This is a genomic window from Mesorhizobium sp. CAU 1732 (genome assembly GCF_039888675.1).
GTDB lineage: Bacteria > Pseudomonadota > Alphaproteobacteria > Rhizobiales > Rhizobiaceae > Aerobium.
This window is the reverse complement of record NZ_JBDQQR010000002.1, coordinates 686,365-705,316: the sequence shown is the minus strand read 5'-3', so window position 1 is coordinate 705,316 and position 18,952 is coordinate 686,365. Positions and strand designations below refer to the sequence as shown.

The 18,952-nt window shown below is 64.5% G+C and carries 21 protein-coding genes and 1 tRNA gene; 10 read left to right on the top strand and 12 right to left on the bottom strand.

Annotation, left to right across the window (positions count from 1 at the left end):
• Positions 1 to 246: 246 nt before the first annotated feature.
• Complete coding sequence (locus AAFN55_RS21070; RefSeq protein ID WP_347800931.1) at positions 247 to 1,023, top strand: Bax inhibitor-1/YccA family protein; 777 nt, start codon at positions 247 to 249, stop codon at positions 1,021 to 1,023.
• Positions 1,024 to 1,131: 108 nt separating this feature from the next.
• A complete protein-coding gene (locus AAFN55_RS21065) occupies positions 1,132 to 1,698 on the top strand; it encodes an N-acetyltransferase family protein (protein ID WP_347800930.1) in 567 nt (188 codons plus the stop codon).
• Positions 1,699 to 1,701: 3 nt separating this feature from the next.
• Here AAFN55_RS21065 and AAFN55_RS21060 read toward each other — a convergent pair whose 3' ends face one another.
• From AAFN55_RS21060 to AAFN55_RS21050, 3 genes are all read right to left on the bottom strand, one after another.
• Positions 1,702 to 2,850, bottom strand: a complete 1,149-nt coding sequence (locus AAFN55_RS21060; RefSeq protein WP_347800929.1) for an FAD-dependent oxidoreductase — start codon at positions 2,848 to 2,850, stop codon at positions 1,702 to 1,704.
• Positions 2,851 to 2,862: 12 nt separating this feature from the next.
• A complete protein-coding gene (locus tag AAFN55_RS21055; RefSeq protein WP_347800928.1) occupies positions 2,863 to 4,494 on the bottom strand; it encodes an MFS transporter in 1,632 nt (543 codons plus the stop codon).
• Between the two features lie 263 nt (positions 4,495 to 4,757).
• A tRNA-Ala gene (locus tag AAFN55_RS21050) sits at positions 4,758 to 4,833 on the bottom strand.
• 197 nt (positions 4,834 to 5,030) lie between these two features.
• On the opposite strand from AAFN55_RS21050, the gene AAFN55_RS21045 reads away from it, so the two are divergent.
• Together AAFN55_RS21045 and AAFN55_RS21040 are read left to right on the top strand one after the other, a co-directional pair.
• A complete protein-coding gene (locus tag AAFN55_RS21045; RefSeq protein ID WP_347800927.1) occupies positions 5,031 to 5,321 on the top strand; it encodes a YggT family protein in 291 nt (96 codons plus the stop codon).
• Entirely contained in the window at positions 5,318 to 5,635 is a 318-nt protein-coding gene (locus tag AAFN55_RS21040; protein ID WP_347800926.1) for a DUF167 family protein, read from the top strand. Before AAFN55_RS21045 ends, AAFN55_RS21040 begins: the two co-directional genes overlap by 4 nt.
• A 51-nt stretch (positions 5,636 to 5,686) precedes the next feature.
• On the opposite strand, the gene ppa is transcribed toward AAFN55_RS21040, so the two are convergent.
• The 5 genes from ppa to AAFN55_RS21015 form a co-directional block, all read right to left on the bottom strand.
• Complete coding sequence (gene ppa, locus AAFN55_RS21035) at positions 5,687 to 6,214, bottom strand: inorganic diphosphatase (RefSeq protein WP_347800925.1); 528 nt, start codon at positions 6,212 to 6,214, stop codon at positions 5,687 to 5,689.
• Positions 6,215 to 6,348: 134 nt separating this feature from the next.
• Positions 6,349 to 6,855 (bottom strand): GNAT family N-acetyltransferase, encoded by a 507-nt coding sequence (locus AAFN55_RS21030; RefSeq protein WP_347800924.1) that lies wholly within the window; start codon positions 6,853 to 6,855, stop codon positions 6,349 to 6,351.
• 91 nt (positions 6,856 to 6,946) lie between these two features.
• Positions 6,947 to 7,582, bottom strand: coding sequence for a TPM domain-containing protein (locus tag AAFN55_RS21025; protein WP_347800923.1), 636 nt, complete (start codon positions 7,580 to 7,582; stop codon positions 6,947 to 6,949).
• Between the two features lie 8 nt (positions 7,583 to 7,590).
• Positions 7,591 to 8,367 carry a YgcG family protein gene (locus AAFN55_RS21020; RefSeq protein ID WP_347801064.1) on the bottom strand — a complete coding sequence of 259 codons (777 nt, stop codon included), beginning with the start codon at positions 8,365 to 8,367 and terminating at the stop codon, positions 7,591 to 7,593.
• Between the two features lie 73 nt (positions 8,368 to 8,440).
• Positions 8,441 to 9,043, bottom strand: coding sequence for a LemA family protein (locus AAFN55_RS21015; RefSeq protein ID WP_347801063.1), 603 nt, complete (start codon positions 9,041 to 9,043; stop codon positions 8,441 to 8,443).
• Positions 9,044 to 9,206: 163 nt separating this feature from the next.
• Between AAFN55_RS21015 and AAFN55_RS21010 the strand changes: the two genes are divergently transcribed.
• The 4 genes from AAFN55_RS21010 to AAFN55_RS20995 are packed head-to-tail and all read left to right on the top strand — an operon-like array spanning position 9,207 to position 11,779.
• A complete protein-coding gene (locus tag AAFN55_RS21010; protein ID WP_347800922.1) occupies positions 9,207 to 9,437 on the top strand; it encodes a hypothetical protein in 231 nt (76 codons plus the stop codon).
• A 3-nt stretch (positions 9,438 to 9,440) separates the two neighbouring features.
• On the top strand, positions 9,441 to 10,328 hold the full coding sequence (gene pdxY / locus AAFN55_RS21005) for a pyridoxal kinase PdxY (protein ID WP_347800921.1): 888 nt from the start codon (positions 9,441 to 9,443) through the stop codon (positions 10,326 to 10,328).
• Positions 10,325 to 11,089, top strand: coding sequence for a DUF429 domain-containing protein (locus tag AAFN55_RS21000; RefSeq protein WP_347800920.1), 765 nt, complete (start codon positions 10,325 to 10,327; stop codon positions 11,087 to 11,089). The genes pdxY and AAFN55_RS21000 overlap by 4 nt, the downstream gene beginning before the upstream one ends.
• Before the next feature lie 45 nt (positions 11,090 to 11,134).
• The gene (locus AAFN55_RS20995; protein WP_347800919.1) at positions 11,135 to 11,779 is read left to right on the top strand and encodes a carbonic anhydrase; all 645 of its coding nucleotides are present in this window, start codon (positions 11,135 to 11,137) and stop codon (positions 11,777 to 11,779) included.
• A gap of 21 nt (positions 11,780 to 11,800) precedes the next feature.
• Here AAFN55_RS20995 and AAFN55_RS20990 read toward each other — a convergent pair whose 3' ends face one another.
• Positions 11,801 to 13,099 carry a multidrug effflux MFS transporter gene (locus AAFN55_RS20990; protein WP_347800918.1) on the bottom strand — a complete coding sequence of 433 codons (1,299 nt, stop codon included), beginning with the start codon at positions 13,097 to 13,099 and terminating at the stop codon, positions 11,801 to 11,803.
• Positions 13,072 to 13,545: a MarR family transcriptional regulator gene (locus AAFN55_RS20985; RefSeq protein WP_347800917.1), complete on the bottom strand. Its 474-nt coding sequence runs from the start codon at positions 13,543 to 13,545 to the stop codon at positions 13,072 to 13,074. The genes AAFN55_RS20990 and AAFN55_RS20985 overlap by 28 nt, the downstream gene beginning before the upstream one ends.
• A gap of 144 nt (positions 13,546 to 13,689) precedes the next feature.
• On the opposite strand from AAFN55_RS20985, the gene AAFN55_RS20980 reads away from it, so the two are divergent.
• Positions 13,690 to 15,744, top strand: a complete 2,055-nt coding sequence (locus tag AAFN55_RS20980) for a M3 family metallopeptidase (protein WP_347800916.1) — start codon at positions 13,690 to 13,692, stop codon at positions 15,742 to 15,744.
• 59 nt (positions 15,745 to 15,803) lie between these two features.
• Here the strand turns inward: AAFN55_RS20980 and AAFN55_RS20975 are convergent, their stop codons facing one another.
• Both AAFN55_RS20975 and AAFN55_RS20970 read right to left on the bottom strand, forming a co-directional pair.
• A complete protein-coding gene (locus AAFN55_RS20975; protein ID WP_347800915.1) occupies positions 15,804 to 16,157 on the bottom strand; it encodes a hypothetical protein in 354 nt (117 codons plus the stop codon).
• Positions 16,158 to 16,288: 131 nt separating this feature from the next.
• Positions 16,289 to 16,870 carry a VOC family protein gene (locus AAFN55_RS20970; protein ID WP_347800914.1) on the bottom strand — a complete coding sequence of 194 codons (582 nt, stop codon included), beginning with the start codon at positions 16,868 to 16,870 and terminating at the stop codon, positions 16,289 to 16,291.
• 251 nt (positions 16,871 to 17,121) lie between these two features.
• Here AAFN55_RS20970 and typA point away from each other — a divergent pair, with 251 nt between their 5' ends.
• Entirely contained in the window at positions 17,122 to 18,951 is a 1,830-nt protein-coding gene (gene typA / locus AAFN55_RS20965) for a translational GTPase TypA (RefSeq protein WP_347800913.1), read from the top strand.
• The last annotated feature ends 1 nt before the right edge of the window (position 18,952 follow it).

Here is an 18,952-nt window from a genome sequence, read left to right as displayed (position 1 = left end):
TGGTGGAGGGGGTGTTTCGCGCAAAAGCGATTTTATCTCATTCGGAACCGCTTTAGTCGTAACCATCAGGGACAAAAATTGCCCAAATTGGACGATTTGCCGCGTTCACGCGCCGTTGCAGGTCGCAACAGGTCTTGTCCTTGCCACGAAGAATGATCATATTCACTGTCAGGCATGCTGGAGTCCCGCCAGCGGCGCCTGGGTGTATGCCCGACACCCGACGGGACAGAAGCAGTAGAGGAACTTATGGCTGAACCCCTTCGCAACTATCAGGGCCGCATGGCGACCGCCGGTACGCGCGCCGATGCAGCAATCGATCAGGGCCTCCGCGCCTATATGATCAAGGTTTACAACATCATGGCGCTCGGCCTTGCCGTCACGGGCGTTGCCGCGCTCGGTACGGTGTGGTTCGCGACCAACCCGTCCGCGGCCGTGGCAACGCTGCCGAACGGCACTTCGCTGACGAATTTTGGCGTTCTGCTGTACACGTCGCCGCTCCGCTGGGTCGTCATGCTCGCGCCTCTCGCCATGGTTTTCTTCCTCTCGTACCGCGTCGAGAAGATGAGCCTGTCTGCCGCGCAGACCACCTTCTGGGCGTTTGCCGCCCTGATGGGTATCTCGCTGTCGTCGATCTTCCTGGTGTATACCAGCGGATCGATCGTGCAGACCTTCTTCATCACCGCGACCGGCTTCCTGGCGCTGTCGCTCTTCGGCTACACGACCAAGCGTGACCTGTCCGGCATGGGCTCGTTCCTGATCATGGGCGTCTGGGGTCTTCTCCTCGCCATGATCGTCAACATGTTCATCGGCTCGTCCGCGCTGCAGTTCGCCATTTCGGCGATCGGCGTGCTCGTGTTCGCCGGCCTCACCGCCTACGACACGCAGCAGATCAAGGAAATGTACTACGAGGGCGACGGCACGCTCGTCGCTGGCCGCAAGGCCATCATGGGCGCGCTGCGTCTCTACCTCGACTTCATCAACATGTTCATGTTCCTGCTGCAGTTCCTGGGCAACCGCGAATAGCAGCGTCTGGACCAAGCAAAAATACGGGGCGGCCTTCGGGTCGCCCCTTTGCTTTTGTGCCGCCGCCGGTATCGTGCTGCAAAGCACAAAAGCTGCCTGTGAGGGGACATGAACGAACCGGCCATCCGCCCAGCGACGTCCGGCGATCTGGACGCGATCACGGAGATTTATGCAGACGCGGTCTTGAGCGGCACCGCCAGCTACGAACTGGAACCGCCCTCGCGCGCCGAGATGGAGGTACGGTTTCGCACGCTGAGCGACGGCGGCTATCCCTACATCGTCGCGGACATGGAGGGGAGCGTTCTCGGTTACGCCTATGCGGGCGCATTCCGGCCGAGGCCTGCCTATCGCTTCATCGTCGAAAACTCGGTCTATGTATCACCGCAGGCGAAAGGCCGGGGCATCGGTCTGGCACTGATGCGCAGGCTGATCCAGGAGGTCGAGGCGCTCGGCTTCCGCCAGATGATCGCCGTCATCGGCGACGGCCACCCGCAAAGCGCGTCTGTCAAACTCCACGCAAAGCTCGGCTTCCAGCCGTCCGGCATTCTGGAAGGGACGGGCTACAAGCATGGCAAATGGCTGGACACCGCCTTCATGCAGCTCAGCCTGAACGGCGGGAGAACCTTGCCGCCCGATCCGGACTCGCTGCCCGAGCGCAATTTCCGCCGGCGGTGAGCCTCAGGCGGGTTTCGTCGTAAGGCGCGTGGGGGAAAGGCCAGCCGCGGTCACGCCCTGATCCGCAATGTCGGCGGGGATCTCGGCACCGATCGCCAACGCTGCTGCCGTGCGCGCCATGGCGGGTGCGGTCTGGATGCCGTAACCGCCCTGACCCGCGAGCCAGAAGAAGCCGCCGGCGCTGCTATCGAAACCCACGACCGGTGTCTTGTCGGCGACGAAGCTTCGCAATCCCGCCCATTTGTTCTCGATGCGTGTGACCGCGATGTCGAATGCGGTCTCGATGCGCTCGACGCATATGGCGACATCCATCTCGTCGGGCTGCGCGTCGCATGGAGGCGAGGGCGTCTCGTCGGCGGGAGAGATCAGGAAACGCCCCGCATCAGGCTTGAGGTAGAAGTCCTCGTCCGCGTCGACCACCATCGGCCAGTGGTCGGGGGCATTGCCGTCCGGCGCTGCGATCATCAGCGCGGTCCGCTGTTTGGGCGTCAGCCCGATGCGTGAAACGCCCGCCAGCGCGGCGATCCCGTCGGCCCAAGCGCCTGACGCATTGATGAGGATGGGCGCGCGAAACGTCGCCTTCCGGGTCACGACCAGCCACGCGGCGCCGTCGCGCTCGATGGCCGTCACTTCGCTTGCCGTCTCGATCTTCCCGCCAGAAGCCTTGAATCGGCGCAGATAGCCGTGATGCAGGGCGTGGACGTCGATGTCTGCCGCGTCCGGGTCGAGCAGGACGCTGTCCACGCTCTGCGACCGCAACAGCGGCATGCGTTCGCGCGCCTCCTGCGACGAAATCCTGCGCATCCCGCCGCGCCCGGCAAGTTCGTCGAACGCGGCATCGATCGACGCGCGCTGGTCCGCCCGACCGACGGTCAGGACGTCGCGCTGCTTCAGGAGCGGAGTGGCGGAAAAGCTGGGCTGCGGTTCGTGCAGGAACGGCGCGGACGCCCGCGACAGTGCGCGGATCACCGGTGGGCCGTATGTGAGCGAAAACAGCGCCGCCGAGCGGCCGGTCGTGTGGTAACCCGGCTGGGCTTCCATTTCGAGCATGACCACGCGATGCGTCGCAGCAAGTTCCGCTGCCACCGACGCGCCGGCGATGCCTGCTCCGACCACGACGATGTCGGTGTTCTGTGGAGTGTCGGTCGTCATGCGATCCTGTCGTCAGCCTATGGTGCTCTGGTCGGGAAGCGGTTTTGGAGCGTCGGCCTGCTTGGGCGGCCGGACGATCATGCGGCGCACGACGGGTGCTTCCTCGCCGGCATGAAGCTTGCGGATCCGCTCCGTGACCTCCGCATCGGCAAAGGTCGTGCGGGTGTGGTGGCGGACATATTCCGTCCAGTTGGCGATGTGGAACGTCTCGATCCAATAGTCCGGCCGCTCGAGATCGCGCATCAGCGTCCACTGGATGGCGCCGTTGCGCCGCCGAACCTGCCGCCGGGCGCGCATCGCCTCGAGAAACGCGGTCAGGTCGTTTTCGCGGATCTCGTATTCCACCTGCACGACGATCGGACCGCTGCGCTCGCGCAGGTCGAGTGCGATCTTGGGCGCATTCCAGCGGTTGATCGGATCGAGGTTCTCGCGCGCCAGGTCGGGCATTGCGAGAAACAGGCCGCTGGCGGTTCCAACCAGCATGACGACGGCCGAAATCTGGAGCGCCATCGACAGGCCCAGCTCGTCGGCCGTGTAGCCCCACAACGCCGCTCCCATCGCCATGCCGCCGAATGCGGCGGTCTGGTAGGCGGCAAGCGCGCGACCGACCACCCATCTCGGCGTCGAAAGCTGGACCGAGATGTTGAAATAGGACAGCGACAGCAGCCAGCACGCGCCGGCCAGCATCAGTGCGATCATCGAGAGCCACAGGAAGGTCGACAGCGACACGACGACGATGGCGACCGCGATGCCCGCGCTGCACAGCCGGGTGAACCATTCGCTCGACAGCCGCTCGCGCAGTTCATGCCCCAGCACGCCGCCACCCACGGCGCCGATGCCGAATGCGCCCAGAAGCGCGCCGAAGACGAGCGGGCCGCCGCCCAGCATGTCGCGCGCGACGAGCGGCAGCAGCGCCTGGATCGACACGGCGGCAAAGCCGAAATGGAAGGCGCGCAGCAGGACGACCTCGATGCGCGGCGACATGAAGACGTAGCGCAGGCCGGTGGTCATCGCCGACGCGAGATGCTCGCGCGGCAAGGTGTCGGCAGGCTTTTCGGGGCGGTAGTGCAGAAGGGCGGCGAGGAGCGCGACGTAGCTCAACGCATTGAGCGCGAAGGCCGCGACCACGCCCGCCGTGGCGACGATGAAGCCGCCGATCGCCGGCCCGACGCTGCGCGAGACATTGAAGGCGATCGAATTGAGCGACACTGCGCTCGCCACCTGGTCGCGCGGGACGAGATCGCCGATCGAGGCCTGCCATGCGGGATTGTTGAGCGCCGTGCCGCAGCCGAGCAGGAAGGTGAATGCCAGGAGCAGGGACGGCGTGATCAGGCCGAGCCATGTGGTGATCGCCAGCGCTATGGAGACGGCGAACATGAAGAGCTGCGCCGACAGCATGATCGCCTTGCGGTCGAACACGTCCGCCAAGACGCCGGCCGCGACCGAAAACAGCATCACCGGCAAGGTCACGGAGGCCTGCACGAGCGAAATCCAGCCGGGTGTCCCGGCGATCGACGTCATCAGCCATGCCGCGCCGACGCTCTGGATCATGGTTCCGAAGCTGGACAGCGCGAAGCCCAGCCAGAAGGCCCGGTAGGCGTTGTTCGTCTTCAGCGGCAGGAGAGGCGATGGTCTGTCCGGCATGAGCTAGGCTGCACCGGACGGCGGCGCCAGGCGGGGCGAGGCGGATGATCGCGCCATCGGCGCGGCCGCGCCGACCGGTTTGGGAATTGCCCGCACGGCGAGCACGGATGTCATCGGGAATGCCATTGCCGGGAGTATGTGTCCGAAACCCCGCCTGCGGCAAGGCACAGCGTCGCGAAAGACGAGTGCCAGCGATGTTTCTCACGGTCTCTTTCGCGCGTGCGCCGCACGATGCGAAGCCGGTCGTTTCCCGAGAAATCCGCTGGTGGAGCTGAGGAGGATCGAACTCCTGACCTCGTCATTGCGAACGACGCGCTCTCCCAGCTGAGCTACAGCCCCGTTCCAGCGGATGGCCGGCATTAATGAACCGCGCCGCGTTTCTGTCAAGCGGCAGTTCGCGTGCTCCCGTTGGGAGACCTCATACGCCCGGCGCGCTGGTCACGGACACTTTACCGTGCACGCCGGATGTTCCGTTGGGCCTTGCCGCAGAAGGCTTCAATGGCTACATGTCGCGAGGCTTTGAAGGGGAGACCACAATGATTGCTCTTATCCAGACCATCGTGCTCGCGCTCGATATCTATTGGTGGATCATCATCCTGTCGGCGGTCTTCTCGTGGCTCTATGCCTTCAACGTCATCAATTCGAGCAACCAGTTCGTCGGCACGATCGGAAACATGCTGTTCCGGCTGACAGAGCCCGCGCTGCGGCCGATCCGTCGCATCCTGCCCGATCTCGGCGGCATCGACATCTCGCCGATCATCCTGCTCCTGCTGATCTTCTTCATCCGCCAGTTCCTTCTGACGACGGTCGCGCCCGCGATCCTGTGACGACGGGCACCGTCTACCGGCTTTGCGAGGGCGGTGTCGAAATCGCCGTCAGGCTGACGCCGAAATCCGCGCGTGACGCGGTGGATGGCGTAGACACGGGATCGGATGGGCGCAGCTATCTGAAGGCGCGGGTGCGTGCCGTTCCGGAAAAGGGCAAGGCCAATGACGCGCTCGTCCGGCTTCTCGCGGGTGTGCTGGGCCGGCCGTCCTCAACCGTGACGATCCGCAGTGGCGGAACATCGCGCCTGAAGACGGTGTTCGCCGCGGGCGATGCAGGCGAGATCGTCCAGCGTTTGGACGCGCTTGCGCAATAGAATCATGGAGATTCCGGCCGGGTGCGGTTCGACGCCGGCCGGAGATGTATCTCAGCGCTTGGCGCGTTCGATCGCCTCGACGATCATGGACCGGGCGGCTTCGGCATTGCGCCAGTCGCCGATCTTCACCCACTTGCCGGGCTCCAGATCCTTGTAGTGCTCGAAGAAATGCTCGATCTGCTTGAGCGTGATTTCCGGCAGATCGGAATATTCGTGCACGTTCTCGTAGCGGCGCGTCAGGTGCGGCGAGGGCACGGCGATGATCTTCTCGTCCATGCCGGCATTGTCTTCCATCACAAGCACGCCGATGGGGCGCACATTGATCAGGCAGCCGGGGATGAGCTGGCGGGTGTTGCACACCAGAACGTCGATCGGATCGCCATCGTCGGACAGCGTGTGCGGGACGAAGCCGTAATTTCCGGGATAGGTCATCGGCGTGTACAGGAAGCGGTCGACGACCAGCATGCCTGCTTCCTTGTCCATCTCGTACTTGATCGGCTGTCCGCCGACCGGAACCTCGATGATGACGTTGACGTCCTCTGGCGGGTTGTTGCCGATGGAGATGGCGTCGATGCGCATGAATCCGTTCCTGTATTTCGCGGGGGCCTCCCGGCGCAGCCGAATATACCGCGCCGCACAACAATGCAATCCGAGGCCGGTGGAATCGGTTCAGGCGATGGCGCGGGATCGATGCTGCTCAGGCTGGAAAGACGTCAATCCCAGACGAAGGCGACCTTGCGCAGCGCCTTCTGGTCAAAGACCTCGACGCCTTCGGCGACGTCGCGGCCGCCGGCTCCCTCATAGAAGCCGAGTGCGTTGGTGTTTTCCTCGAGCGCCCAGACGACGAGGCCCGAGAGCCCGTGCGAAGCAAGCTTGTCGCGCGCGGCCTTGAACAGTCGGGACCCGAGGCCGACGCCCTGATATTCGGGGCGGAGGTAAAGCTCGTAGATCTCGCCTTCCTGGGGCAATTCGCGGGCGCGGTTGCGCCCCAGCGTGGCATAGCCGACAACTTCGCCGCCGATCTCGACCACGAGAACGCTCGCGGCGCGCTTGATCGCGTTCGACCACCAGGATGTCCCGCGGCGGTGAATCATCGACGTCAGGGCCTTGTAGGGGATGATCCCCGCATAGGCGCCCTGCCATGCTTCATGATGCACGTCAGCGATCGCGTCCGCGTCTCGCGGCTCTGCTCTCCTGATGTCGATGCTTATCGTATTCATGATTTGTTAATCATAAACCGCAGTCGGCAGGATCGGCAAGAGTCCGCGTGCGTGTTCCGGCATTCCGTACAGGCAGAAACTTCAACGTGCGTCAGATCTCGACGACGTGGTCCTCGAGCTCGTTCGGATTGTCGAGTCCGCCCGGGAAATGCGCGGACAACAGCGCGCCGGCGCGGTCGATCGCTTCGCCCAGGCCGTCGGCAAGACGCTCGGAGGCGGCGTGTTCGATGATGTGGCCTACGATGCCGTCCCACTCCGCCTGCGACACCTTGTCGTCGATGCCGGCGTCGGCCACGATTTCGGCGTAGCGCTCGGCAAGCGACACGAAGATCAGGACGCCGGTTCGCTGTGTCGTCACATGGACGTTGTGCGCAAGAAACTGCCGGACAGCGTTGTCGTGCGCCCGACGGTAGCGAAGCCGGCGCGGGACGAGCAGGATGCGCAGGCCCGGCGCCACCGACAGGACCAGCAGCGCCGTGGCAAGTGCCGCCACCTGCGACAGCACCACCATCAGATGGGGCAGGGCAAGCCAGGTTCGGTCCAGCCAGAGCGCGACCGGAATGCCGGCAAGCACGATGCCGATCGTGAGGATGAAGGCGGCCGGATAGAAATAGCTGTCGCTCGACCGTGCCACGACGCAGTAGATCTCGCCGCTGGTGCGGCTTTCGGCCTCCCGGATGCGGCCGGACAAAGCTTCGCGTTCATCGTTGGAGAGGGTACGGGTCATGCGTGTTCCTACCAGCTTCCCGACGATCCGCCGCCGCCTGACGAGCCACCACCGCCCGAAAAGCCGCCGCCTGACGATCCGCGACCGCCTGACGACCAGCCGGACCTGCCCCTGCCGGACGAGCCCGACCCGCCATAGGTGATGTCCATGCCGAGCCAGCGATAGCGGCCGGGTCCGATCTTGCGGCCGTAGATGCGCGCCAGGAGCGCGAAGCCGAACGAGTTGACGAAGATGGCCACCCACATCGAAATGAAGACGAAACCGAACCAGTCGACGCCGGGATCGGATGGCTGATTGCGCTTGGAGCGCGCTTCGAGTTCGGCCGCGTTGCCTTCCAGAACCAGGATGATGTCGTCGACTGCGGAGACGATGCCGCGGGTGAAGTCTCCCGCGCGAAAGGCCGGAACCATCGTGTTTTCGATGATCAGCCGGGAATGGAGATCGGTGAGCGTGCCTTCGAGCCCGTAGCCAACTTCGATGCGCATCTTGCGGTCGTCTCGGGCGACGAGCAGCAGGATGCCGTTGTCTTCGCCCGCCTGTCCCAATTGCCATGTGCGGAACAGTTGGTTCGCATAGGGTTCCAGCGCCTCGCCGTCGAGGCTCGGGATCGTGGCGACGACGATCTGGTCGGACGACCGTTGCTCGAAAGCGGCCAGCTTGGCCACGAGATCGCGCTCGGCCTGATCGTCGATCATGCCTGCGGTGTCGACCACGCGTCCGGTCAGCGGGGGGAACGTCTGGGCGAATGCCGGCGCGCACCAGATGGCGAGCGACAGCATGAGCATCGCCGCCAGCGGCGACGCAAACCGTCCGAAGCGTAGACCTGCGATCAGGGTCATGATGGCTGGGGTTCGCCGCCTAGCCGCCGTTTCCGAAGTTCACGTTCGGGACGTCCATCTTGTCTTCCGCGACGGTGAAGTTCTGGAAGGGTTCGTTGTCGGTGAACCAGAGCGACGCCCAGATCATGGAGGGGAAGGTCCGCAGCGAGGTGTTGTAGACGCGGACGGCCTCGATGTAGTCGCGACGGGCGACCGCGATGCGGTTTTCGGTGCCTTCGAGCTGCGCCTGCAACGCGAGGAAGTTCTGGTTCGACTTCAGGTCAGGATAGTTCTCGACCACGGCGAGCAGGCGCGACAGCGCACCCGTCAGGCCGGACTGGCTGTCCTGGAATGCCTTGAAGGCTTCCGGGTTCTCCAGCAGTTCAGGCGTTACCTGAACCTGCGTCGCGCGGGCGCGGGCTGCGACCACGGCTTCCAGCACCTCGCGCTCCTGCGCGGCAAACCCCTTCACCGTCTCGACGAGGTTCGGGATCAGATCGGCGCGGCGCTGATATTGGTTCAGCACCTCGCTCCACGCGGCCTTGGCACTCTCCTCGTTCGTCGGGATCGTGTTGAAGCCACATCCGGCGAGCAGCGGAAGCATGGCAATAAGGATAGCGGCGGATAAGAAGCGGCGCGGCATGAAGCTGCCGAAAGTCCGTGTGGACATGGTATGATCCCCGTAGGTTGGCTGCGTGAACTTATCCGCAATTCCCGCAGATGAAAATGCGGATGCGCGCCCGCACGCCGCTTGTGTGGGCGGAGGCTGAGCGTCTAGGGTCGCGATGGGTTTCAAGAGGCGCACAATGAGCCAGGACGACGAGAAAGAACGCGAATCCCGCCGCATCATCGGACGGGTCGGCGCGGAGACGGAGCCTTCGATGGCCAAGCGCGTGCAGAATCATATGAACGCGCGCGACGCCGACGAAAACGACTGGGTCGAGGTCTGGGGCACGCGCATCGGGCGGTGGCTCGGCGTGGCCCTGCTAATCTATCTCGTCTGGTGGCTCATCGCTTTCCTCATGCGGGGCGGCTGACCCGTGAGCGCCGAACAGGACGCGAACCGCCCGAACGCGGTCATTGTCATCTCCAGCCATGTGGCGCGCGGTTCCGTGGGCAACCGGGCAGCGGTGTTCGCGCTCGAATCGCTTGGCCATCCCGTCTGGGCCGTGCCGACGGTCATCCTGCCGTGGCATCCGGGACACGGGCGCGCCACAAGGATCGTTCCGGAGGCGGAACAATTTTCTTCCCTGATGCAGGATCTCGCAGGCTCACCCTGGCTCGGCGAGGTGGGTGCCGTGCTGTCGGGCTATCTCGGTGATGCCGGTCAGGCGCAGGCCGTCGCGGCGCTGGTGAGGGCGGTGAAGACACGCAATCCGCAAGCGCTCTACCTCTGCGATCCGGTGATGGGCGATGCCGGCGGGCTCTACGTGCCGGAGGCAACGGCGTTCGCGATGCGCGACACGCTCCTGCCGCTCGCCGACATCGCGACGCCGAACCGTTTCGAGCTGGAATGGCTGGTCGGCACCGCGCTTGCCGATAACAAGGCCGCCGCGCTGGCTGCGCTGAGGATGGGGCCCGCGACGACGCTGGTGACGTCCGCGCATGCCATGATGTCCGGGTCCATCGGCAATCTGCTCGTTACGCCGCGCGAGGTCGTTCTGGCGGAGCATCGGCTGATGGCGAACCCGCCCAACGGAACCGGCGACCTGACGGCCGCGCTGCTGCTCGCCCGCCTCATGAGCGGGATGAAGCCCGAGAAGGCGCTGCAGATGGCGACGGCGGCGGTGTTCGAGATCATCGCGCGCGCGACCAAACGCGGCTCCGACGAACTGATGCTGGAAACCGACGCGCAGAGTTTTTCTCACCCCATGGCGATGGTTCAGATGCGCCGCCTGATGCATCCCGACGGCGAAAGGCGGGCATGAGCAGCCATGTCTGCGCTGGCGTCGATGGCTGCAAGGCCGGCTGGGTGGTCGTTCGGCGGGCGCCAGGTGAGGCCCCCGAGGTGCGGGTCGTCGCCGATTTCGCCGCATTGCTGGACGCGTTGCCGGATACCGCGATCGTTGCGGTCGACATGCCGATCGGCTTGCCGGATCGCGCGGGAGCAGGCGGCAGGGGGCCGGAGGCACTGGTGCGGCGGCATCTCGGCCAGCGGCAGTCGAGCGTGTTCTCGATACCGTCGCGTCGCGCGGTTCATGCCGAGCCAGGTCCGTTTTCAGGTGTCGAGGACTGGTACGCAGCACACCGCCGCGCGAGCGCCGTGGCACGCGAGACATCAGACCCGCCGCGCGGCGTGTCGATCCAGGCTTTTGGCATCTTCTCGAAAATCAGAGAGATCGATGCGTTGATGATCGCCCGGCCGGAATTGCGGATGCGGGTGATCGAATCGCATCCGGAGGCTGCTTTCTGGCGGCTGAACGATTCCGAAGCCATGTCGCTGCCCAAGAAGGTGAAGGGAGGTGTGAACGCGCCCGGCATGGAGGAGCGGCGCGGGCTGCTGTCGCGGCACGGCCTGTCGCGGGCGTTTCTGGAGGCTGCGCCGCCGCGCGGGGCCGCGTCGGACGACTATCTCGACGCGTGCGCGATGCTTCTGGTGGCGGAGCGCCACGCGCGTGGAGAAACGGTGCCCTTTCCCGATCCGCCTTTGGCCGACGCGTACGGAATTCCGGTCGCGATCTGGACCTGATTGACCGGATTGCGCGGGCCGCACTTTGGCGTTACTGGCAGTGCCATGACCCATCTGCCCGAGAGACTGCTCACCGGTTACCGCAATTTCATGGACGGCAGATATGCCACCGAGCGGGACCGCTATCGTGAACTGGCGCGCGAAGGCCAGACGCCCGAAACACTGGTCATCGCCTGCTGCGATTCGCGCGCGGCGCCGGAGATCATTTTCGATTGCGGGCCGGGTGAATTGTTCGTGGTGCGTAACGTCGCCAATCTGGTGCCGCCCTACGAACCCGACGACAAGCACCATTCGACGTCAGCCGCACTCGAATTCGCCGTGCAGAGCCTCAAGGTCAAGCATATCGTGGTGTTGGGTCACGGCCGCTGCGGCGGCATCCGCGCGGCTCTCGATCCGGACGCCAAGCCATTGTCGCCCGGCGATTTCATCGGCAAGTGGATGGGGCTGGTCGCGCCCGCGGCCGAAACCGTCACCAGCAGCACGATGATGACGGCCGGAGAACGCCAGACCGCGCTGGAGCGGATATCGATCCGCTATTCGCTGGCGAACCTGCGCAGCTTTCCGTGCGTGTCGATACTCGAGGGCAAGGGACGCCTGTCCCTGCACGGCGCCTGGTTCGACATCTCGACCGGTGAATTGTGGGCGATGGACCCGCAGACGGGCGACTTCGAACGGCCCGAACTCGGCTAGGCGGGATCGCGGTTCGATCCTTTATTCCGCGGGCGGAACGGGCGGGACTTGCGGTTCTCGCGCCAGCACCGCGCTGGCGAAAGCGGGTTCGGGGAGCGTCCGCCAAACCAGCCATGAGACGACCGCCAGCATGCCCATGGCGGGAATGATCGTCGCGAGCGCGAGGACCGGATCGCCGAAGGCGGCCGCGGCCGCACCACCGGCAAGTCCGCCACCCATCTGAAGGAAGCCGCCCATCGAGGCCGCCGCGCCCGCAATATGCGGAAAGGGGGCGAGCGACGCCGTCGACATCGCGGGCATGATGAAGGCGATGCCGAACGAATAGAACGCGACCGGCCCCATGACCGAGAGGAATGTCGGGTCGAAGATCCGCAGGCCGACCGCCATGGCGGCGCTGCCGATGAAGATGAAGACCAGCCCCACGGGAACGATGCGGTACGCGCCGAAACGGCCCATGATCTGCCGGACCACCAGCGAGCCCGCGAAGAACATGCCCGACTGCATCAGCATGCCGACACCGAACTGCGTCGGCGTCAGCCCGATACGGTCCATCATGATGAAGGGCAACACGGTCGCCTGTGTGTAAAGCGCGCCGACCGCACCGGCCAGGACGAGGCTCGACGTCATGAAATAGCCGTCGCGCAGGAGCGATCCGTAGGATTTCACCAGCGCGGCGGGACGGATGCGCGACAGATCGCGCTTGACCGTCTCGACCATCGAGATCTGCGTCACCGCGATGATGATGAGCCCGAATACGAGCATCAGAAGGAAGATCGCATGCCAGCCGAAGAGCTGCATGGTGATGCCGCCCAGCGTCGGAGCGAAGGCAGGCCCGATGCCGAGAATCAGGCCGATCAGGTTCATGATCCGCGCGGAGCGTTCGTTGGTGAAGAGGTCGCGCACGATCGCACGCGAAATCGCGACGCCGACCGCAGCGCCCACGCCCTGAAGGAACCGCGCGGCGATCAACACCTCGATCGTGGGCGAGATGAGCGCGATCGCCGATGCGACCAGATAGATGCCCATGAAGGCGACCGTGATCGGCTTGCGGCCGAAACCGTCCGACAGCGGGCCGCAGACGAGCTGGGCGAAGGCGAAGCCGGCGAAATACATCGACAGCGTCATCTTCACCGCCGCTTCCGTGGTGCCGAACGCGTCGACGATCTCGGGCATGGCCGGCGTGAAGAGTGCCATCGAGATGGGTCCCACAGCGACCAGCAGAGCGCCGATCAGGCTGACCCTGCGCTCGCTCATCACCGGTTCGGCAGTGGCGGGCTTGATGGATTGCACGTTCATGCCGCGCTGCTCTTCCTGGAGCATTCGGGCTTCATCTCGACGAGGTTGGCGCGGATCTGCTTGAGCATCTCGCGCAGTTCGTCGACCTTTTCCGGTGCCAGGCCGCCCGACATGTCGGACCGGAGCGCGGCACTGATCCTGATGATGTCCTCAAGGACAGGTTCGGCGGCGTCGGTGATGCCGACGAGCTTGGCGCGGCGGTCGGACGGGTCTGGCGTGCGCTCGACGAGGCCGCGCGCCTCGAGCTTGTCGACATAGGTCGACAGCGTCATGGCCTCGACGCCCATGCGTTCGGCCAGCACGGACTGGCGCACGGAGCCCGCGCGGGCGACGTGAGACAGCGCGCGCGCTTCGCCCGGCGACAGGCCCAATCCGGCGTCGCTGGTGCGGCGGTCGAATTCGGCACGCAGCAGGCGCGCGACATCGGAGATGAGAAACCCGATCGTGTCGGGGTCGATTCTGCGGGGCATTGATAAGTAAGCCTTATTATATGCGATACCTATGGTTCATGGTGCACTGCGTCAAGGGGCGGGGCGGTTGCACACGGCGCGCCATGCTCCTAAATCACGAGGCATCAGCACTGCCATCCCGGTGATTTTCCAGAGGTTCCCCCCATGAGCGATAGCGCGATCGATCTCGCCACCCATCCGTTGACGCACTGGACCGGGCCGCTCGGCCTGCCGGATTTCAACGCGCTGTCGGACGATCAGTTCGCGCCGGTCTTCGATATGGCGCTCGCCGCGCACGATGCGGAGATCGCGGCGATTGCCGACAATCCCGAAGCGCCGACGATCGAGAATACGCTTGCAGCCCTTGAGCTTGCGGGCGATGCGCTCGGCCGTGTCTCGGCGATCTTCTGGTGCCGGTCGGGCGCCCACACGAACCCAGACATTCAGGCGTTGGAACGCGCCATCGCACCGAAGATGTCGCGTCACTTTTCCGCGATCTACATGAATGCGACGCTGTTTTCGCGCATCGACGCGCTTTACAGCGCGCGCGACACGCTGGGCCTCGATGCCGAGACCAGGCGTGTTCTCGAAAAAAGCTGGAAGGGTTTCGTCAAGTCGGGCGCGAGGCTCGATCCGGCGGGCAAGACGCGTCTGGCCGCGATCGGCGAGCGGCTGGCCTCTCTGGGTGCACAATTCGGGCAGAACGTGCTGGCCGACGAGGCGGAGTGGGCACTGTTCCTCGATGACGGGGACGAGCTTGCCGGCCTGCCGGACTTTCTGCGCGACGCGATGGCGGAAGCCGCCGAAGGACGCGGCCAGAAGGGCCGCTTCGCAGTCACCTTGTCACGCTCGATCATCGAGCCGTTCCTGACCTTTTCCGCCCGCGGCGATCTGCGTGAGCAGGCTTTCAAAGCCTTCACCAAGCGCGGCGAGAATGGCGGCGAGACCGACAATGCCGCGATCGTGACGGAGACGCTGGCGCTGCGCGCGGAAAAGGCGAAGCTGCTCGGCTATGCCAACTATGCGGCGCTCAAGCTCGACGACACGATGGCCAAGACGCCGGAAGCCGTCATGCAGCTTCTGGAGCCTGTGTGGGATCGCGCGCGTGGCAAGGCTGCGGCGGACCGCGCCGAACTCCAGCGGATCGCGGCCGCGGCTGGCAGCAACGATGCGATCGCCGCGTCGGACTGGCGTTACTGGCAGGAGAAGCTGCGCGCTGAAAAGTACGCGTTCGATGAAGCGGAGCTGAAGCCGTATCTGCAACTCGACCGGATCATCGAGGCTTGTTTCGACGTCGCCTCGCGCCTCTTCGGTCTGATCATCGAGGAGAAGGCCGGCATCGGCGCATGGCACCCCGATGTGCGCGTGTTCGACGTCAAGAATGCCGATGGCTCGCACCGTGCGACCTTCCTGGCCGACTATTTCAACCGGCCCTCGAAGCGCTCGGGCGCCTGGATGAGTTCGCTCGAAAGCGGCCACAAGCTCGGCGATGGGGCGTCACCGATCATCTACAACGTCATGAACTTCGCGAAGCCGCCGAAGGGACAGCCCGCGCTGCTCTCGATGGACGATGCGCGCACGCTGTTCCACGAGTTCGGCCATGCGCTGCATGGCATGCTGACGGACGTCACATGGCCTTCGGTGTCGGGCACATCCGTGTCGCGCGATTTCGTGGAGTTGCCGTCGCAGCTTTACGAGCACTGGCTGACGGTGCCTGAAATCCTGGAAAAGCACGCGGTGCATTTCAAGACGGGCGAGCCGATGCCGAAGGCGCTGCTCGACAAGATGCTTGCAGCCCGCACCTTCAATGCAGGCTTTGCCACCGTCGAGTTCACCGCGTCGGCGCTCGTGGACATGGCGTATCATTCGCAAGCCGAAGCGCCGGCCGATCCGGCCGCGTTCGAGGCGGAGACGCTGGCTTCGCTCTCGATGCCGGCCGAGATCGCCATGCGCCATCGCACGCCGCATTTCCTGCATGTCTTTTCGGGCGAGGGCTATTCGGCGGGATACTATTCCTACATGTGGTCGGAGGTGCTCGACGCGGATGCGTTCTCCGCCTTCGAGGAGACCGGCGATGCGTTCGACGCGGCCACCGCAGAAAGGCTGCGCAGGCACATCTACGCGGCCGGCGGATCACGCGATCCGGAGGAGCTCTACACGACTTTCCGGGGCAAGATGCCGTCGCCGGATGCCATGATGGAAAAGCGCGGCCTGCTGTAGGGTCACGAAAAAAGCGATCCGCTTTCGGCGGATCGCTTGTGGCTACGGATGGAGCCGGATCAGTTCGACCGGATAATGTTGCGCGACGGGCTGGCTTCGACGCCGTCGAGGCAGCCTGCCGGAATGTACGGCCAGGTCGCGTCTTCGCAGGGGGCCTTGGCGTCATTCACGTCGATCTTGTCGCCCGGCTTTGCCTGTTCAGGCGCTTTCGCATTGGACGGACCCATCGGCCCGGTCACGGCAGCGTAATCCACGCCGAACTCGCCGGGTGTGTAGTCGTCATCCATCAAGGCGCTCGAAACATCGTTGCCCTCGACGAGGAACGACGGTGCGGAGACAGCGCCCCCCATACCCAGCGCCACCGGGATCACGGCGGCGGCGGCAAGCTTCAGAATCCAAATCGGGCGCGTCATGACAGCCTCTCTCACATTGGAGCTGTAACGACGAAGATTTAACAATGTTCCAACACGACCCGATCTCGCGGCCGTGGAACCGAAATTTTCTTGTACCCTGGCATTCAACGTCCAGAAACAGGGGAGCCCCGTCAGTAAGGGTTCTTCGCTACGCGATCCTCCGAAAGAGAAGGACGTGAGCGTTTGATGATCAACTCGATGGCGTCCGCGAGGTGAGTTTCGGCGATTGCATAATCGCCGCGCGCGACACGCAGATGATGCGCTTCCATCAGGACGTCCGCGTGGGTGAACCCGTGCGGAGGATCGAAGCGATACGAGGCGAGCTCGATCAGAAGGCCCAGCGGGTCCTTGAAATAGATCGAATCCATGAAGCCGCGATCCTTCACGCCGGAATGCGTAATGCCGCGCTCGTCCAGCCGGCTTACGGCCTGCAGGAAGGTGACGCGGGACACCGAAAACGCGATGTGGTGCACGCAACCGATGTCGGTGGGCGTTCGCGACGGCTCGGGCTTGCGGGTTTCGTCGGTGAAGATCGTGATCAGGCGCCCATCGCCGGGATCGAAGTAGAGATGGCTTTCGCTGGCGCGGTCGAGGTTGGGCTGCTCGAAGATAAAGGGCATGCCGAGCACGCCTTCCCAGAAATCGATCGAGGTGCGGCGATCGGCGCCAACGATGGTGATGTGGTGTACGCCCTGTGACTGTAGCTTCTGCATGCTGTCCTCCCCGGAACGTGATCGCGTATCTTGCACCGGTTTCGAGTGAGTACGAAATGCCGAAGCGACGATGAGCGCAAAACAATCCGTTCACAGCGGGGATTTCGCCCAACGTATCGGAAGCTCGGCCGTGATCTCGGCCGCCGTTGCGGCAGGCCCCTTTCGCATTTGCGAAAAAGCCTGTATGAGCGCGCCAACGAAATCGCCGTGCCTTCTTTGGGCGCTGGCCGCAAAAACTCCCGGGTACAAGAATGAAGCTCCGCAACATCGCGATCATCGCGCACGTCGACCATGGAAAAACGACCCTCGTCGACGAACTTCTGAAGCAGTCGGGCTCGTTCCGCGAGAACCAGCGCGTCGCCGAGCGCGCCATGGACTCGAACGACCTCGAAAAGGAGCGTGGTATCACCATCCTCGCCAAGGCGACCTCGGTCGACTGGAAGGACACGCGCATCAATATCGTCGATACGCCGGGCCACGCCGATTTCGGCGGCGAGGTCGAGCGCATCCTGTCGATGGTGGATTCCGCCATCGTGCTCGTCGATGCCGCCGAAGGCCCGATGCCGCAGACCAAGTTCGTCGTCGGCAAGGCATTGAAGGTGGGGCTCAAGCCCATCGTCGTCATCAACAAGATCGACCGTCCCGATGCGCGCCACGTCGAAGTGGTCAACGAGGTGTTCGACCTGTTCGCCGCGCTCGACGCGACCGACGAGCAGCTCGACTTCCCGATCCTCTACGGTTCGGGCCGCGATGGCTGGGTTTCGGAGAATCCGGAAGGCCCCAAGGACCAGCGCCTGGCGCCGCTCTTCGACCTCGTGCTGAAGCACGTCCCTGAGCCGACGGTCGAGCCCGGACCGTTCCGCATGATCGGCACGATCCTCGAAGCCAATCCGTTCCTCGGCCGCATCATCACCGGCCGCATCGCGTCCGGCACGTTGAAGTCGAACCAGGCCGTCAAGGTGCTGCACCATGACGGCACGCAGATCGAAACCGGCCGTATCTCCAAGATCCTCGCCTTCCGTGGACTCGAGCGCCAGCCGATCGAGGAAGCGCAGGCGGGCGACATCGTCGCCATCGCGGGCCTTTCCAAGGGCACCGTCGCCGACACGTTCTGCGATCTGTCCGTCAGCGAGCCGATGCAGGCGCAGCCGATCGATCCGCCGACCGTGACCATGTCCTTCATCGTCAACGACAGCCCGCTTGCCGGCACCGAAGGCGACAAGGTGACGAGCCGCGTGATCCGCGACCGCCTGCTCAAGGAAGCCGAAGGCAACGTGGCGCTCAAGATCGAGGAATCGGCCGACAAGGACTCGTTCTACGTGTCCGGCCGTGGCGAGTTGCAGCTTGCCGTTCTGATCGAGACGATGCGCCGCGAAGGCTTCGAACTGGCCGTGTCGCGTCCGCGCGTGGTCATGCAGAAGGACGAGGACGGCAATCTGCTGGAGCCGATCGAGGAAGTCGTCATCGACGTCGATGAAGAACATTCCGGCGTGGTCGTGCAGAAGATGTCGGAGCGCAAGGCCGATATGGTCGAGCTTCGCCCCTCGGGCGGCGATCGCCAGCGCCTCGTCTTCCACGCGCCGACGCGCGGCCTGATCGGCTACCAGTCGGAGCTTCTGACGGACACGCGCGGCACCGCCGTGATGAACCGCCTGTTCCATTCCTACCAGGCCTACAAGGGCGAGCTCGCGGGCCGCACCAACGGCGTCCTGATCTCGAACGAGCAGGGCGAGTCCGTCGCGTTCGCGATGTGGAACCTCGAAGATCGCGGCCCGATGGTCATCGACGCCGGCGTGAAGGTCTATCAGGGCATGATCATCGGCATCCACAGCCGTGACAACGACCTCGAGGTCAACGTCCTCAAGGGCAAGAAGCTGACCAACATCCGTGCTGCCGGCAAGGACGAGGCCGTTCGCCTCACTCCGCCGATCCGCATGACGCTGGAACGCGCGCTGGCCTGGATCCAGGACGACGAGCTGGTCGAGGTGACGCCGAAGACGATCCGCCTGCGCAAGCTCTACCTCGACCCGAACGAGCGCAAGCGCTTCGAAAAGAGCAAGGCCGTCGCCGGCGCTGCCTGAG